The 15,984-nt window shown below is 61.6% G+C and carries 18 protein-coding genes; 9 read left to right on the top strand and 9 right to left on the bottom strand.

Going from position 1 to position 15,984, the window contains the following annotated elements; all coding sequences use genetic code 11:
- Positions 1-8: 8 nt before the first annotated feature.
- From OP10G_RS06485 to OP10G_RS06475, 3 genes are all read left to right on the top strand, one after another.
- On the top strand, positions 9-806 hold the full coding sequence (locus tag OP10G_RS06485) for a protein-disulfide reductase DsbD domain-containing protein (RefSeq protein WP_025226696.1): 798 nt from the start codon (positions 9-11) through the stop codon (positions 804-806).
- Positions 803-1,420, top strand: coding sequence for a redoxin family protein (locus OP10G_RS06480; protein ID WP_025226697.1), 618 nt, complete (start codon positions 803-805; stop codon positions 1,418-1,420). Before OP10G_RS06485 ends, OP10G_RS06480 begins: the two co-directional genes overlap by 4 nt.
- 115 nt (positions 1,421-1,535) lie before the next feature.
- Complete coding sequence (locus OP10G_RS06475; RefSeq protein WP_084178849.1) at positions 1,536-2,450, top strand: TrmH family RNA methyltransferase; 915 nt, start codon at positions 1,536-1,538, stop codon at positions 2,448-2,450.
- Here the strand turns inward: OP10G_RS06475 and OP10G_RS06470 are convergent, their stop codons facing one another.
- Both OP10G_RS06470 and OP10G_RS06465 read right to left on the bottom strand, forming a co-directional pair.
- Positions 2,451-3,899, bottom strand: a complete 1,449-nt coding sequence (locus OP10G_RS06470) for a hypothetical protein (protein ID WP_025226699.1) — start codon at positions 3,897-3,899, stop codon at positions 2,451-2,453.
- Positions 3,896-4,345: an RNA polymerase sigma factor gene (locus OP10G_RS06465; protein WP_038472688.1), complete on the bottom strand. Its 450-nt coding sequence runs from the start codon at positions 4,343-4,345 to the stop codon at positions 3,896-3,898. The genes OP10G_RS06470 and OP10G_RS06465 overlap by 4 nt, the downstream gene beginning before the upstream one ends.
- 221 nt (positions 4,346-4,566) lie before the next feature.
- Here OP10G_RS06465 and OP10G_RS06460 point away from each other — a divergent pair, with 221 nt between their 5' ends.
- Positions 4,567-4,815, top strand: coding sequence for a DUF2171 domain-containing protein (locus tag OP10G_RS06460; RefSeq protein WP_025226701.1), 249 nt, complete (start codon positions 4,567-4,569; stop codon positions 4,813-4,815).
- On the opposite strand, the gene OP10G_RS06455 is transcribed toward OP10G_RS06460, so the two are convergent.
- From OP10G_RS06455 to OP10G_RS06445, 3 genes are read right to left on the bottom strand one after another with little or no spacing between them, the layout of a single operon-like run.
- Entirely contained in the window at positions 4,812-5,330 is a 519-nt protein-coding gene (locus OP10G_RS06455; RefSeq protein WP_025226702.1) for an AAA family ATPase, read from the bottom strand. The genes OP10G_RS06460 and OP10G_RS06455 overlap by 4 nt on opposite strands.
- Before the next feature lie 33 nt (positions 5,331-5,363).
- Positions 5,364-6,101, bottom strand: a complete 738-nt coding sequence (locus OP10G_RS06450) for an anti-sigma factor family protein (RefSeq protein WP_025226703.1) — start codon at positions 6,099-6,101, stop codon at positions 5,364-5,366.
- A complete protein-coding gene (locus OP10G_RS06445; protein WP_025226704.1) occupies positions 6,085-6,606 on the bottom strand; it encodes an RNA polymerase sigma factor in 522 nt (173 codons plus the stop codon). The genes OP10G_RS06450 and OP10G_RS06445 overlap by 17 nt, the downstream gene beginning before the upstream one ends.
- Positions 6,607-6,832: 226 nt before the next feature.
- Here OP10G_RS06445 and OP10G_RS06440 point away from each other — a divergent pair, with 226 nt between their 5' ends.
- The gene (locus tag OP10G_RS06440) at positions 6,833-7,375 is read left to right on the top strand and encodes a DUF488 domain-containing protein (RefSeq protein WP_025226705.1); all 543 of its coding nucleotides are present in this window, start codon (positions 6,833-6,835) and stop codon (positions 7,373-7,375) included.
- Positions 7,376-7,402: 27 nt separating this feature from the next.
- Here OP10G_RS06440 and OP10G_RS24155 read toward each other — a convergent pair whose 3' ends face one another.
- Complete coding sequence (locus OP10G_RS24155; protein ID WP_025226706.1) at positions 7,403-9,025, bottom strand: alpha/beta hydrolase; 1,623 nt, start codon at positions 9,023-9,025, stop codon at positions 7,403-7,405.
- A 144-nt stretch (positions 9,026-9,169) separates the two neighbouring features.
- On the opposite strand from OP10G_RS24155, the gene OP10G_RS06430 reads away from it, so the two are divergent.
- The 4 genes from OP10G_RS06430 to OP10G_RS06415 all read left to right on the top strand — a co-directional run bounded on the left by OP10G_RS06430 (position 9,170) and on the right by OP10G_RS06415 (position 12,192).
- Positions 9,170-9,430 (top strand): DUF488 family protein, encoded by a 261-nt coding sequence (locus OP10G_RS06430; protein ID WP_025226707.1) that lies wholly within the window; start codon positions 9,170-9,172, stop codon positions 9,428-9,430.
- 209 nt (positions 9,431-9,639) lie between these two features.
- The gene (locus tag OP10G_RS06425) at positions 9,640-10,926 is read left to right on the top strand and encodes a transglutaminase domain-containing protein (RefSeq protein WP_025226708.1); all 1,287 of its coding nucleotides are present in this window, start codon (positions 9,640-9,642) and stop codon (positions 10,924-10,926) included.
- Positions 10,927-10,980: 54 nt separating this feature from the next.
- Positions 10,981-11,499 (top strand): hypothetical protein, encoded by a 519-nt coding sequence (locus OP10G_RS06420; RefSeq protein WP_025226709.1) that lies wholly within the window; start codon positions 10,981-10,983, stop codon positions 11,497-11,499.
- Positions 11,500-11,589: 90 nt separating this feature from the next.
- Positions 11,590-12,192 (top strand): response regulator transcription factor, encoded by a 603-nt coding sequence (locus OP10G_RS06415; RefSeq protein WP_025226710.1) that lies wholly within the window; start codon positions 11,590-11,592, stop codon positions 12,190-12,192.
- Between the two features lie 49 nt (positions 12,193-12,241).
- Here OP10G_RS06415 and OP10G_RS06410 read toward each other — a convergent pair whose 3' ends face one another.
- From OP10G_RS06410 to OP10G_RS06400, 3 genes are all read right to left on the bottom strand, one after another.
- On the bottom strand, positions 12,242-13,354 hold the full coding sequence (locus OP10G_RS06410) for a Gfo/Idh/MocA family protein (RefSeq protein WP_025226711.1): 1,113 nt from the start codon (positions 13,352-13,354) through the stop codon (positions 12,242-12,244).
- A gap of 124 nt (positions 13,355-13,478) precedes the next feature.
- Entirely contained in the window at positions 13,479-14,444 is a 966-nt protein-coding gene (locus OP10G_RS06405) for an ABC transporter permease (protein ID WP_227625075.1), read from the bottom strand.
- Positions 14,441-15,943, bottom strand: coding sequence for a sugar ABC transporter ATP-binding protein (locus tag OP10G_RS06400; protein WP_025226713.1), 1,503 nt, complete (start codon positions 15,941-15,943; stop codon positions 14,441-14,443). Before OP10G_RS06400 ends, OP10G_RS06405 begins: the two co-directional genes overlap by 4 nt.
- Positions 15,944-15,984: the final 41 nt, after the last annotated feature.

The raw sequence follows: 15,984 nt of genomic DNA, 5'->3' as shown, positions 1-15,984 counted from the left end.
TGAGTTAGATGATTGCCATTCTCACGGCTGCGATGCTTGGCCAGACCCCGCCTCAGAGCCAGGCGTCGTTGGTTTCGTCGATGCGCGCGGTCAGCCCGGGCCAGTCGTTCGACGTCGCCCTGCGACTTTCCCTCAAGCCGGGTTGGCATGTCTACTGGCGAAATCCTGGCGAATCGGGGATTCCGCCGACGCTTCAGTGGACGCTTCCGGCCGGATGGAAGGCGAGCGAAATCGCCTGGCCGGTCCCTCACCGAACCCTGGAAAAGGGGATTTCGAACTTCATTTACCAGGGTGACGTACTCCTTCCCGTACGAATCTTCACGTCGAAAGCGACGCCTCCAGGATCGGTAACTCTGAAGGCGACCGCCAAATGGCTCGTTTGCCGGGAGACGTGCATTCCGGGCAAAGCCCAGTTGTCCGCTTCCGTGGTCGTCGGCGGATACCCCGTTGCTGATCCGGACTGGGCGAGCCGCCTCTCGGCCCTTGACGAGCAGATCCCTCGGCACGTCCCGGAACTCCCGCTTTCCGCATCGCGGCGAGGGAATACGATCAGCCTCAGCATCGCCCCGAAGGCGGCGGTAAGCGGCGTGGCGTTCTATCCCGCGGACGACCTCATCGATCCCGGAGCGAAGCAACCGTTGCGTCAACGCGACGGCAAGAGCGAGCTCCTCCTCACAATTGCCTCATACGCGCCCAGTAATGTTGAACGGTTGAAGGGATTGCTCGTCGCTCCTAAAGGAACGACCTGGGCACCCGGCCTGGAAGCGATAACAGTCGACATCCCCATCCAAAGGAAGAAGCCATGAAATCCACCTCACTTTTCCTCGTCGGTCTCGCGACGATAGCGAGCGTCGCCGCCGTGCGGCAGAACGCGACCACCCACATCATCGCCGGTGAACCGACGCAAAGCTGGTCGTTAACCGACTCGAACGGTAAGAAGCACAGCCTCAGCGATTACAAGGGCAAGTTCGTGGTCCTGGAGTGGACGAACAAGGATTGCCCGTTCGTGCGGAAGCATTACGAAAGCGGCAACATGCAGGCGACCCAAGCGAAGGCGAAGGAGATGGGCGCGGTCTGGCTCACGATCATTTCCTCCGCTCCGGGAAATCAGGGGTACCTCTCCCCCTCCGAGGCGAACGCCTACCGCAGCGAAATGAAGGTTAAGTCCGCTGCCACTCTGTTTGACACGGCCGGCAAGGTGGGCCGAAACTACGGCGCGAAGACGACTCCGCAGATCGTGGTGCTCGACAAGGCCGGCAACGTGGTGTACAACGGGGCCATCGACGACAGGGCGACTCCGGATCCCGAAGACATCAAGGGAGCGAAGAACTACGCTCTCGCCGCCCTGAGCGAGGCGATGGCGGGCAAGAAGGTCACCGTCGCTACCAGCCGCCCCTACGGCTGTTCGGTAAAGTACTAGTCGTGGCACGGGCGGCTCGCCCGAGTTCCCTTGTGTAACGAGCCGATGGACCCGGAACGAGGTCCATCGGCTGGGAGCCGATGCTACGTAACTATGAATAACTTGACCCGCGCCGATGTGCGCAAGGAGGATGCGGCCTAGTCTCTCGCCGTGTCCACTCGTCGTCCGCCCGCTCTCGGGCGATTTGACTCCCGATTTCGTACGCGCCTTGCATTTTCGGCGCGCCCGCGATGAAACTGGCCTATTTATGGCCGAAGGGGCCCGGTTCCTCGCCGCCGCCTGGCGGGAGGCCGCATCGTTTGCCGGGTTAGTGGTGTGTCCCGCGCTTCTTCACGGGGAAGACGCTTGGGGGATGGTGGACCGCCTCCGCAAGGCGCAGGTCCCGACGTTGCGCGTCGATCCGAGGACGTACGCCTCCGTTTCCCTTTGTCATTCGTCGCCGGACGACCCGGTGGAGCGACTCCCCGCGGCGGCCCGGCAGGGGATCTTGGCGATCTTCCGCCAGCGCTGGGAGCCGCTTCCGGACCGCCTTCGCCGAAACGACCTCTGGATTGGGGTGGAGTCGGTTCGCACTCCCGGCAACTTTGGGACGATGCTGCGCGGAGGCGATGCGGTGGGGGCTAGCGGCGTCATCGTATTTGACCGGTCGGAGGCCGGCACCCCCACAGGACCGGACCCCTACGACCCCGCCGTCGTAAGGGCGACCATGGGCTCTCTCTTCGCCCACCGCCTGATTCGGACCACCCACCGCGACTTTAGGCGCTGGGCGGGCCGATCCGAGATCAGCGCAATCGGCGCGACCCCGGAGGCGGCGACCGACTACCGGTCGATTACCTACCGCCGCCCCGTGCTGCTCATGATGGGCGACGAGCGGGCCGGCCTTTCGGACGGCCAACGAGGAAGCTGCGACCGGCTGGTAAGAATCCCGATGGTCGGCAGTCCCGATTCGCTCAACCTCGCGATGGCCGGGACTTTGATGCTTTACGAGGCATACAACCAGCGCCACCCGGTGGCGCGCCGGGAGCGGTGATTACCGCTCCTTGCCGGCGAAGAGCACGGCTGCCTCCTTTGCCCGCTGGTCGGCCAACTGTATTTCGCCGGCGCGGCGGTAGCAGTCGCTCGCCCTTTCAAGCGCGGTGTGGCCGCCGTACTTCACCACGCCTCGGTGGGCGACGGCGCACTCTTCCCACGCTTTCGCAGCGGCCAAAAGGTCGCCTCGCCGGTCGTATTCTTCGGCCCTCATGCTCCAAGCGACGATACCAAGGTCGAATCCGTAACGATCCAGACTCAGGGCGGCGAAATAGTGGGGGCGAACATTGGCTTCTTGACGGAGAGCGAGCTTTAACGGCGGATCGGCGGGGGTCTCCGTCCGGTCTTCGGGCTTGCCGAAGTTAGACCACCAGACCGCCCGTTTCGCAAAACGAACCGTAACGGCTCGAGGCAGCGGCTGGGTGGGGTCGAGGCTGACAAACGGAACCAGAGAAACTGGTTGACCATCGATCTCGACTGAGTCTTGGTCGCTGGCATTCACACCGGGGCTGACATCGTGGCTCCGGAGGTAAGTCGCGCCGCCGGCGGTCACGCTCGCGGGGCGAACCCACGGGTCGCCAGGAGTCGTGATGGCCAGCCATATCGTTCCGTCCGGAGTTACCGCCGCATCGCGGACGGTGCACTCGGCAACTTGTCCGAGCGGCTTCCTCCACGAGGCGAGCAGCTCGCTGCGAGCTTCCGAAACCCGGATGATCGGCTTATTTCTTTCGAAGGAGAAAGTCGACTCCGGCAACTCCTCGTTGAAGTGGTAGGTCTGAGTTCGGACGACATCGCCGGTCCAGCCGGGAGCGGGAGCCCTTATTTCGGCTGAAATCGGAAGGTCGGTCTGCCGATCGACGACGAATTCGGCGTGGGAGTGCGCGCTCGCGTCGTCGATCGAGAGCTGGTAGGCAGGTCGGCCGTCGACCGGCGCGTGGGCTTGGATCTGAGGCTTGATGTGGTCCTGATTTCCTCCAATGCTCTGTTTCGCATACTCGAGGGCGTCCATCTCGCCCGACCGCATTCCATCGAAGGCGCTTTCAACGACCGGACCGAGGGTGGCGTGGTCGAGGTTCCAGAAGTCGGTGAGCGCTTCGTTGCCGCGCACAAGGTACGTCATCCGCATCGCATCGCTCTTGGAGACGTCGTACCGCCACGCCCCTCGGCGGTAGTAGACGTGGAGGAACTCTCGCCACTTTCCGCCGGGCATCAGCATCCGGCCGGTCGATTCCATCGTTCGCGCATTGCGGATCGCCAAATCCATGCGATGGAACGCCCCCGCTGCGGTTGCCTGACGGGGCCACAAAAGCAGCGTGGCGGTGGTCAACGCCGCAGTGAGGGCCAAGGCGCCCGCCATGCTCGGACGCCTCGCCACCCTTGGCCGTAGCGTCGGTTTACCGAGCGAGTCGGCGTAGACATGCATCAGTCTTTCCAGTTCGGGTTCTTTCATAGGTTCACCTCATCGCTCGAGGTTCGGGTCCATTCCCTTGCGAAAGCGTCGCGAGCCCGTTGCATCAGGCTGTCGACGGCTTCCGGCCGCTTGCCCATCGCGGCGCCGATCTCCGCGCTGGAGAGTCCAACGACGTATTTCATCGCCAGCGCCTCCCGGTGTTCCGGGCTTAGGCTGGACATCGTGCGGGCGACCATTGCGGCTTCGTCCGATGCGTGATCGAAACGGCTAGCCGCTTCCGATTCTCGTATTTCGTTCACCGGATGCCGCCGACGCAGCCGGTCGGCGATCTTTCGCCTCGCCATGCCGATCATATACACGCGGAGGTCGCGGCGGTAACACGGGTTGGGAAGCGCCTGCACCACCTCCATCGCCACGTCTTCCGCCTCTTCCCGCTGTCCCATTCGAGACATCGCGTAGCGGAACACGTCGTCGACATGTTTCATCGGATCCTCCCCCTTTCGGGGACGCAGCCAATCTAAAGCCAAACTCATCCTTCTCCTCGAGCGTATAGCCTTCGCTTTAGAGGAGGGCAATCCATCGCGCTATTCTGAAAACTATTTTCGCGGGGCACGTGTGGCCCGCCTTGGGGATCTGGTTCACGCAAAGGCGCTAAGACGCGAAGAAATTCGGAACCACTTCGCCGGTTCGGTAGCCAATCGTATCTATGATCGACACGCAACGAATTCAAGTGCGCCAGGAAGTGGTGGGTCTCGACGGCGAGCACGTCGGCACGGTGGATCACCTCGACGGGAACACGATCAAGCTGACCCGAAAGGACTCCGATTCCGAAGGGCAGCACCACTGGATTCCCCTGGATCTCGTGGCCGAGGTGGACGATAAGGTCTACCTGAGCGTCACGACCCCCGAAGCCAAAGAGCTTTGGCTGGTAAGCGGGCCAACTCACGAAGTCTAACCGGGCGCGATCAATCGGATGGTCTCATCGACCGACAACCCGGTGTTATCGATCACCTGCCAGCCCGGTGGGATGTCTTCGCGGTAGTGGGTGTTCGTGTAGTGGATCGTGTCGTCCAGCATGTGCGGGTCGAACGATTTGTTGGTTCGCGTGTGGCTGCGCCGGAGGTTTTCCTCGAGCTCCGGCATGAGGCAGACGCGGGTGACCGGCAGGCCCGCGAGTTCTTGCGAGATCACGGCTTCTAGCCGGCTCATGTTGCGGCAGTGATCGATGGCAACGGCGAAGCCGGCTTCGTGATAGGTGCGCGCGACCGCGCAGGTGGCTCTTTCGGCGACTTGGAATTGCCGTTCCGTCTCATCGGTCCAGGGGACCGATTCCGATATCCCAGAGACCACCCAGAGACGGAGGTCGTCAACCGGAATCAGTATCGCGCGCTCGTACCGTGCCAGCAGCGCCGCGCAGAGAGTGCTCTTGCCTGCCGCCGGCGGTCCGGTAATCCAGAAGATGGGTGCCAAGACTCGGAATGTACCGAATCTTGGCCAGGTGCGCTACTTCCCTCGCTTTGAGGGGATGTACCGCAGCCGAATCATCGATTTCCCGTCCTTTCCTTTGCCGGCGAGATACACCCAGCATTCCTTGGGGAGCTTCGAAACGGGGTCTACTTCCACCTTATAGGTTTTATCGGGGGAGGCGCGATCCACGAGAACGAGGAAGTTCTTGTTGTCTCCGAACCGGATCGTCTTAAACGACTTCTCCCCTTTCTTAAGGACCTTCGACGCCCCTCTGGCGTCGAGAACGACGGTTTCGTTGGGGCGCGTGGCGATCGATTTGCCATCGAGCACGATCTTGTAGTCGGGTGCGTAGGAGATCACCACGTCGTGGTCGATCTTTTTCTGAACGGCATCGTGCATCGCCCGGAACACGTCGATCGGCGATGGTGACGCCTCGGCGGAGCCGGGAAAGAGGGAAGCGCCGACGATGAGGGCGGCGAGGGCGCCGAAGGTGGAAAGCAGGGTCTTCTTCAATTTGGGATCTCCAAGCGTTCTTTCCAGCCATGTCCGCGGGGCGGGTCGATCGATTTTGTCGGTGACGCGCGATCGCAGCGAAATCGGCACGGCCACTTCGGCCGCAAGTTGCGAGGTGAGCCTCCGCCGAAACTCCAGCGCCTGGCGGCAAGCTTCGCACGCCGCCAGGTGGGACTCCAGCGATTGCCGGATCTCTGGTTCCAACTCGCCCGTTTGGTACCGGTCGAGCCACTTTTCGTACCCGTTACAGCTCTTGCTCACACGTCACCTCAATCGATCGAACGGGAAACGGCTCGGCCGCCAAGCTCGCTCGAAGCCTCCGAACGGCCTGATGCACCCGAAAGTACATCGTGCCGACCGGCGCGCCAACCGCCTTGGCCGCTTCCGCGTGGGAGAGTCCCTCTCCTTTTACAAGGAGAAACGCCTCTCTCAGCGGGTCCGGCAGGGCGTTGAGCGCCTCTGCCAGCTCCAGCGCTTGGAACTGAAATGTCTGAGCGATCGCTTCCGCCGCTTCCAGCCGTTCGGGCCGGAGGCGCTTGCGCCGCCACTGCATCCGCCACCGGTTCAGCACGATGCCGTACAGCCAAGTGGTGGCCGACGACTCCCCGCGGAACCGGTCCCAGTTTTGAAACGCCGCGGCGAACGCCTCCGCCGCCAAGTCCTCGGCCTCCTCGCGACTGCCGCACAGTCGCAAGGCGAACCGATAGACCTGGGCCTGATGCGCCTCGAACACCTGCTCAAAGCCTTCCGCCCCGTTCCCTTTCATAGCTGTCCGTAAGCCCCGTCTCCGGTTCCTACATTAGCTGAGTTGCCGTATATCGGCGATTCCTTTGCAAAGTCCGAAAAAAACGGAGCGCGGGCGTCTCGCCCGCCTCTCGGACCCCGGGCGTCTCGCCCGTAAACCGCCCGGTGTACTTCGTACACCGGAGTTGCCGCTCTGGAGAGTAGCGGTCCAAGCGACAAAACGGTCGCGGCGTTCGTCTTAAACCTCCGTGACGATCCTTACCGCCGGGTATGGAAACCGAGGTTTCGGCCCCTTCATCGAACTGATGAAGGGCCACGGCGTGACGCACCTGGTCGACGTGCGAAGCGTCCCGCAGTCCAGCTACTGGGAAGACTTCCGCCGCCAACGCCTGGAGCAAATCGTCCCGCCCACGGGGCTTCGTTACATCTACATGGGCGACACGCTCGGTGGAAAGCCGGTATATGCGGAGGGGTCCCCGGCGGCTTCTGACGAAAAGGCGCATCTCTTTTGTAAAGCCGACCCATCCGCAGTCGATCTGCACCCACTGTTCAACGATCCGAATTTTCGGCTTGGTTTGGAGAAGCTGACGAAGGCGGCAGCGGACCCGAATCGCAAAATCTGCCTAATATGCGGCTGCTTACGTCCGCATAACTGTCACCGGTCACGGTTGATCGGAGAAGCTCTAGTGTCAGAAGGCGTCGAGGTATTCCACCTTGACCCAAATGGAAATCCGGTGACTCAAAAGCAGGTGATGCTGGAAAGCGCGCCCATCCAGACGTCACTTTTCTAGCTCAATCCGTAATCGCACGATCAAGGCTTAGCGCCGTTCGAAGATCCCCGATGCGATTGGGGATTCGAACAGGTGCCATTCGGGTTGCCACCAAGCCGTTGTGGTTTCGCTACCTCGGAGATCTGAGATGCCGACGTTGAGGCGGAAGAATCGCCAAGGGCTCCCTTGCCGATCGTCGAGGAGCCGGCGATGAATAGTGAGTGAGAGACGATAGCCATCCGGAAGAACTTCACAAGCTGTATCGATACCCTTTGGAATAGCGGTAGACCATTCAAGGCCCTTTTCCGAAGATCGAAGAGCCACCGATCCGACTCCGGGGCCTACAGCGAGGCGAAGAAAAGGCTCTCCGTTGTCGTAACCATCGCCCCGACACAGGACGGATTCCGGGCGGGCATCGAGGCAGACGCGGACGTGACTTTGCTCGAAAGGATTCCCCGTCGCCGCCTTATGCTCCGTCTTTCGGTAGCTCTCGATACGCAGGTAGAGGTGCTCATCGTCGTATCGAACTCCGAACCTCCCCACGGGTTCTAGATCTGCGTCCAAAACCTTATAAGGCAGATCGAACCGGTCGCGAAGACACGGCAGGAGCGGCTGCGAAGCGTCCGGATCGGGAGTAATCACCGACAACGAGGCCTCTAAGCGGCCATAGGTCGAGCGAACCGTCGTCTGTCCCCTTCCGACCGGTTGCAGGAGAGCCGGATCATGGTCGTCCACAGAAACGACGGAGGGGGCATCGACCGTGAGCATGGGATGGGGCAGGTTCAGCCTTAGCCCATTCTCGTACCAGGCCTCAGCGCCTACGATTCGTCTTAGCCCGATTCCCAGATCCATAGATGGACCGCTCGGGCGGACCGCCGGCACAAGTCGGAAATCCTCCAGGCGTAAGGGATCCTTGTGGAGCAGGAAGTAAAGCATCTGCCAGATCCGATCCCGCCATGCGGGAATGGCGTGCTCTCCGGTGTAATCGAGGTGAGCCGCAAGGTCCAGCCCGCTTGTCCATCCGCGTTGCTCCAGAATCGAGTAGACCTCCCGGACGTCTTTCCACGCTCCGTATTCGCTGCCGCCGGCATCCAGCCAAAAGCGCACCGCTTGTTTGCTTCTTCCGTCCGAGCGGAGCAACTCGATCGCGCAACGGTCGCCGTGCCAAAAGGAAGGGGACATACAGGCGGCCATTCCAAAGGTTTCCGGGTGGCGGTGAGCCATCAGGAAGGAGGCCAAACCGCCCATGGAAATCCCAATAATTGCCGTGGAAGCGGGATCGGGCTTAGTCCGGAATTGAGCGTCGATATAGGGCTTGAGCCGTTCGGAGACAAACCGAGAGTAGCCTTCCAGATTGCCCTCCTCATCTTGGGCGGGGGTGAGGTCGCGAATTCTTCCCTCGCGTCGAAAATCGATGGCGACGAAAATGGCGGCTTTGACGAGGCCGGCGGCAAAGAGGGCATCGTAGGTGAGGTCACACCGGAGCTGAGGGCCGTCCCAAACTCCAGCCAGCCAGGCTTGCCCGTCGTTTAGGTAAACGACGCAATAGCTTTCGTCACCGCTATCGTAACCGTGAGGGAGATACACATGAATCCCCCGAGGCCCGGAAGTAAGCCCCCCATCCTCAAAAGCTTCGATATCAACTCGCAGCCCCTTCGGAGATGTGTCCATGAGTTAGAACAAGGCCATTCGAATCCGTAACCGAATTCCCATAGAGTGTAGTGAGAATTACACGCTGGCCGTGCATAGAACGAGGGATCATTCACGCGGAGAGGCGTCGGAAATTCTCCTGTACTCTGCAAAGACCCGAAGGCGGTGGATATCCACCCGCTCTTTCACGATCCGAAGTTCCGCCTGGGACTGGACAAGCTGATGAAGGCGGCGTCCGTTGAGGGCCGGACAATCTGTCCGATGTGCGGATGCCTGCGACCGCACAAGTGCCACCGATCCCGCCTGATCGGTCAGGCACTGATTTCAGATGAAATCGAAGTGCCGCACCTGGACGAGAACGCAAAGCCAGTGCCGCACACAGTTGTGGTGGAGCAGTCGATGGATCCGCAGGCGTCGCTGTTTTAGAAAGGGCGAGGGACATCTAGCACGGTTCAGATGGGGATAGCGGCAACCTTTTGCCGGGGCGGTGACGGAACATGACTGAGATTGTCGTGATAGGGTCATCGGCTGGGAGCCGATACTACGGGGGTACGGCCGATGGTGCTTCTCGACCTGATTCAGGCGAGGGAAGCGGTTTGCAAGCGTTCCGATCTGGTGTAGGATTGGATACCCCCATGTCCCCCGCGCTCGCGCTGCTCCTCACCATACTGTCTCCCGTTGCGGACGCACCCCGGGCGCTGCCTGGAACCACGTGGATCAAAGACCCCTCGCTTTTCGCTGCGCTGGATGAAAAGGTTGCTCAGCTTCAGGTTCCTCCGGGATCTTCGGTCAGAGACATTGCTTCGGCCCTAAACTCGATATCGAACGGGGAGTTGGAGAGGGCTCGCGCGCTCTTCGACTGGATTGCCGGGCACATGGCTTATGACGACGACGCGGTCGCCAAGAGGTCTTTTGAACGCGACCCTGCAGTGTTGGCGGCGACCCTTCGTTCCGACTGTGGTGGTTTCGCCAGACTCTTCCACGCCGTTGGCAAGGAGATGGGATTGACGATCCACGAGGTCGGGGGCGTCATACGGTCGCTCCAACCTCCAGCCGAAATCTTCATTTCCGATTCGAAGCAGTTTGTTAAGGGACAGTGGCTGGTAAGCCACGTCTGGAACACGGTAAAGATCGGCGATGCGACCGGCCTGCTTGATTGCACGGCCGCATGTACGCGCAGCATCACGAACGGAAAACTCACCGACCGCGCGAGAATCAACGAGGAGTTCTTTCTCCCGGAGCCTGGAGCATTTGCGACCCGATACATCCCCGATGAGTCCAAATACGGCTTGGTGGATCACCTTCCGGTCGCAACGGCTCTCGCCGGCCTGCCGATCGTTTATCCGATCGCGTCTCGCACGGGTCTCGATCCCGCCGCTCTGCAACCCGCGATGAGCGACTCCGGTCCCTTCAAACGCCTCGTTTTCAAGGGCTTCGGGAGTGTGGGAGCGTGGTCTCAACTGACTTCCGAAGGCAGTACGGTGAATAGATCCACTCTGAGCCAATCCGACGGGAAGGACCTCGTCGTCTGGATCGCTCCGCCCGCGGGACCCTCCTGCCTGAACATTTGGTGGATGGATAGTAAAGGAAAGGAGCGCATCGTCGCCAGTTATCCGATCGGATTGAATACGGCTAGCCCGAAATTGCCGACCATTTACAAAATCTTCGGCGAGAGCCGATCTGAGCTTTCGGAACCGATCGCCGGCGAGTTGAAAGCCGACGAACCGGTTACCTTCCGGATCCGGATTCCAGGTGCGGACAGTGCCGGGCTCATTTGCAACGACCAACCGGTCGTTCACCTGCAGCGGAACGGCGATTGGTTCTTTGGCCGTGGCACCGTGCCCCAAGGCAAGGTCTGCGTGTGCGCCCAGTTCGGCGGCAAGAGCTACTGGCACGGACTCCTGCTATACGACGTCCGCTAATCGACATCTGCGCCGATGCGCACCGGTCCGCGTGCTACAGTCGTAACCTACGCGATGACTCTGCAAGTGCCGTTTGAACAGTTTGCTGCCGCCGCCAAGCGGGTGTTGGGCGCGCGGGAGGCGTTTGTTGCGCGTCATCCTTCCGGGGCACTGGTGACGGCCAGCAGCTCGACGGCCCGAACCGTCGTTGCCGCGGTGGCTCCTTTCCCGCCGGAAGAAGCGCGAAAGCGGCTGAAGGAGGCGGGGCTCGAGACATTCGAGGGGGTTTGGTCGATCGAAGGGTTGACCGAACTCGAAGAAGAGTGCCCGGCGGAAACGTACGTGGTGGCGATCGGGTACGAGAGTAGCGACGGCAAACCGGGCGTCTGGGTCGATGCCTTTGCCGAGCTTCCGACTCAGGTTCAGGCGCTTAAGGCGATGTACGAGGAGCTAAGGGAGACGGGCGAGCTGTCGGAAGTCTCGTTCGAGGAGTTTGTCCGCCTCGCAAATGTGAACGTCGTCATCGTGTCGCCGGCGCAACTGCGAGGATTTCTATCGGCAAAGACGGCCCGCCCCGCCAACCTTGCCTCGTAGGGCGCTAGGACGTTGTGGCCGCTTTCGAGGGTGAGCGAACGGCGGATGAACACTACACTTCTCCTTGCCGCAACTGCGTAGACTAAGAACATGACCGGGAACGTGTCGGGCGAAGCTCCGAAGCGGGAGGAGCAAGTGTTGGTTCTAGCGGCGGGCGGCCTTACAGATAAGGAAATTGCCGTCCGTCTCGGCATCAGTCCGGATACCGTGGGCACGTACTGGCGGCGGATCTTGGCCAAGTACCAGGCCGCCAGCCGGACGGAGGTGGTCGCCAAATACACCCAGGAGCGGGCCCGCGCGGCGGTGGACAACCTCCGATACGTCAACGAGTGCCTAAAGCTGGTGAACGAACACATGATCCAGCACGCGGTCGGCACCGGTTCGATCGCCGCTTCGCTTTCCGACGCCATCTTGGCTAGCCTCGCCGACTGGGTTCTTTTGATCGACGTGCAGGGGACGGTGCTCTTCTCCAATCGGAAGATGCCGAGCAACTGCCTCGTCAAAGATGTGTTTCGTTTCGAAGACGGGGTGATCGAGGACGTTCTCGCGCTCGCGGCGGCAGAGCCGACGGACGTTACTTTGCACGCGGAAGCGCCGCTAGACGAGGCACTGCGTGGGACGTATGCGTTCCGCATGACTCCCTGTCTGGGAGAGTCGGTGGGGAACGTCGTCGCCTGCGGCCGGGCCGTGTAACCGCGTTGCGCCTCTCGGGCAGAGCTGGAGCTCTGCGGTCCGTAAGGATTCAGGAGGCAACTTCTATCGGCACGCTGCCGTTTCGGAGCGATTCGGTGGCGGCGACTCCGGCGGCGACGGCCATTCGGGCGGCTTCGGGGGTGGCGTCGGTTGCGCAGCCGTGTTGGAGAAATCGGAAGAACTCGTCCACCGTGCGCCCATCGGCGCCGCCATGGCCGTCGCCCGAGGCGGTGGGGACGGCGTACTGGTCGTCACCTTCCGGCGAGTAGTGGTGCGATTGATTCCAGAGGCGGACCACGGCTTGGCCTGGGGCGTCGCCGAAATTCTCGATCCGGCCGTGGGTGCCGATTACGGTGTAATTGCGCCAGGCGTCGGGAGAGAACATGCAGTGCTGGTAGCTGGCGAGCACGCCGTTGTCGAGCTCCATTAGCATCATGCTCACGTCCTCTACGTCCACGACCGGGTAGAGCTTGGTCAGCGATTGGGGCGGCCAGGTCTTTTCGAAGGCGACTTTCACCGTCTCCCCGGGTTCTTGCCGCTCCTGGATATCGCCGTAGACGCTTAACGCCCCCATGGCGGTCACCCGCTTTGAGAATCCGCCGCAGAGCCAATGGAGGATATCGATGTCGTGGGCTCCCTTCTGGAGGAGCAGACCGGTCGATTTCGACCGGTCGGCATGCCAGTCGCGGAAATACGCCTCGCCGCCGTAGCTGACGAAGTGGCGGCACCAGGCCGCTTTGACTTCGCCGATCCGCCCGGCGTCGATCCACTCCTTCATCTTGCGGACCACGGCGAATTGCCGCATGTTATGGCCCACGTACAGCTTGACCCCCGTTCGGCGGGAGGTTTCGAGGACGCGGTCGCATCCTTCTACGGAGATCGCCATCGGCTTTTCGAGATAGATCGGCACCCCGGCTTCGAGGCAGGCGACGGCATGCTCTTCATGCAGCCAGTCGGGGGAGAGAACGAAGGCGGCGTCGAGGTTTTTCTCCAGCATCTCGGCGACGGTTTCCACGGTTTCGCCGCCGGAGTAGGCGTGAAAAGCGCGGCGGGCCTCCTCGCTCGGGTCGGCGAGCACCACGAGCTCCCGCCCCTCTTCGGGCCGATGCGCGAGCTGCGCCACCCCTTTCCTCAACCCCCACCCAATCACTCCGATTCGCATGAGATAGAGGTTACTCCCTCGTGGCACGGGCTTCCAGCCCGTGTGTATCGCGACCAGCCAGGTCGTGTGAACGGTCCAAGGGCAGGGATGCCCTTGGGACCCACTGGCAAGATGCCAGCGCCACTTACGTCGTTCGGCGGAGGGCGGCGCGGCGGGAGAGGGTTTGGTCGGCGAGAACGCCGATGAGGATGACGGCGCCGATGACGGCGAACTCGAGCGAACTAGGGATGTTGAGGAAGATCACTAAGTTACGGAGCACCTGCAGCAGGATCGTGCCGAGGAGGATGCCCACGATCGACCCTTCGCCTCCTCGGAGGCTGCAGCCGCCGAGGACGGCGGCGGCGATGCCGTAAAGCTCGTAGAAGTTGCCGTGTCCGGACGGAGAAATCGAGTTCGTGTAGAACGCGATGAGGATGCCGGCGATCGCGGCCAAAAAGCCTCCGATGACATAGGTGCTGCCGATCACCCGGACCGTGTTGATACCGGAGTAGCGGGCAGCTTCTTCGTTTCGTCCGGCCGCGAACAGGTGCCGGCCCCAAACCGACCGGTGCAGCAAGACCCCCATGATGAGGCTAACCACGAGCAGAATGACGACCGGCATCGGGAGGCCGAACAGGCTTCCGGTCGCGAACTTCTGCAGAGATTCGAATCCTTGCGCGCCTCCGAACCCTTTCGTTTCATCGTTGGCGATAAATCGCGCCATGCCTCGGTAGAAGAGCAGCCCGCATAGGGTTACGATGAACGGCTGCATGCGCAGCTTGGTGATGAGGAACGCGTGGAAGGTGCCTAGGGCCGTGCCGAGCGCAAGGACGGCGGCAATCGCGAGCATCGGCGACCAGTGTTTCTCGCTGAGCCACATCGCTAGCAAGACGCCGAGGAGCGCGAACATCGATCCGACCGAAAGATCGATGCCGCCGGTGATGATGACCAGTCCGGCGCCGATGCTAAAGATGCCGTAGAGGCCGATAAGGCGGCTGGTATTGACCAGGTTTTGTGCGCTTAGAAAACGAGGCTCCTTGAGCGCGGTGACGAGGCACAGCACCACGAGAAGCACAAAGATCCCGGTCTCTTTTCGAATCAATCCTTTCATTCGTCATTCCGCCCGACGGCAAGCCGCATTATCTTTTCTTCGGTCGCTTCAGCGCGCGTGAGGGTGCCGGACAGCGAGCCCTCGTGCATCACGCCGATTCGGTCGCTGACCCCGAGCACCTCTTCCATGTCGCTGCTCACCATTAGCACCGCGACCCCTTCATTCGTCAGCCTGCGCATGATCTCATAGATCTCCGCCTTCGCGCCGACATCGACCCCCCGGGTCGGTTCGTCGAGGATCAACAACTTCGGTTTGCTGAGCAACCACTTTCCTAAAACGACTTTCTGCTGGTTGCCGCCACTCAAGTTCGCGCACCTGACCTGAGTTGAGGGGGATTTCACCGCCAGCGCTTTCGACTGGGCCGCCGCCGCCACTTCTTCCGCTCCGCGCTGAACCAATCCTTTGCTGGAAAAATCCCGGAGGTTCGGCAGTGTCATGTTCTCGCGGATGTTCCAGTCGACGAGGAGCCCGACCTCCCGGCGGTCTTCCGGGACGAGGCCGATACCGGCGGCGATCGCCTCTCGAAGGTTGCCGGATCGCACGGGCGCGCCGTCGATCGAGATGACGCCGTTGAGGGCAGGGTCGGCGCCGAAAATCGTCTGCACCACTTCCGACCTGCCGGCTCCCACGAGTCCGGCGAGGCAGAAAATCTCACCGGCCCGGACTTCAAACGAAACCTCTTTGGAAGGATAGCGATTCGTGCGCAAGCCCTGAACCGACAACCGTACGTCTCCGCTTGTGCCGTAAGAAGGGAGCGTCATCCGTTCGAGATCGCGACCCACCATCAGGCGGACCATACGGTCGTGGTCGATCTCGTCTCGGGCCAGAGCCCCCGCGTTTTGCCCGTCTTTAAGCGCCACTACCCGGTCGGCGACCTCTGTAACTTCACCGAGCCGGTGTGAGATGTAAACGACGCCGACCCCTTTCTCGCGTAGGTCGCGCACGACTTGGAGGAGCCGCGCGGTCTCCGAGAGGGTGAGGCTGGATGTGGGCTCGTCCATGATCAGGACGCGCGCGTTCAGCGAAAGCGCTTTGGCGATCTCGACCATCTGCCGTTGGGCGAGAGACAGCCGGGTCAAGGGTGTGTCGACGGAGATCGGTAATGCAAGCTGCTCGAGGAGGCGCGCGGTGTCCGCGTGCATCTTGCGGTAGTCGATCAGCCCCCACTTCGAGGGCTCGCGCCCGAGGAACACGTTGCCGGCGACGTCGAGGTTGTCGAGGGGATTCAATTCCTGGTGGATGAATCCGATTCCGAGTTCCACCGACCGATTGACGGAGTCGATTTGAACCGGCTTCCCATCGTGCAGGATCTCACCCTCGTCCGGCCGAACGATCCCGCCGAGCACCTTCATCAGCGTCGACTTTCCCGCTCCGTTTTCTCCGATGACGGCTACTACCTCGCCCGAATGAATCGACAAGGAGACGCCCCCCAAGGCGGTGACGCCTGGGTATCGCTTAACGATCCCGCGAACTTCAAGGATTGGGGTGGACGTGGTCATGTCGTGATGCAGGTGCCCCGCACGTCCTTGTGGCAGGAGAG

The sequence above is a fragment of the Fimbriimonas ginsengisoli Gsoil 348 genome (genome assembly GCF_000724625.1).
Classification (GTDB): Bacteria; Armatimonadota; Fimbriimonadia; order Fimbriimonadales; family Fimbriimonadaceae; genus Fimbriimonas; species Fimbriimonas ginsengisoli.
Note: the sequence above shows the minus strand (reverse complement) of the source record. Positions and strands in the feature narration are given on the sequence as shown.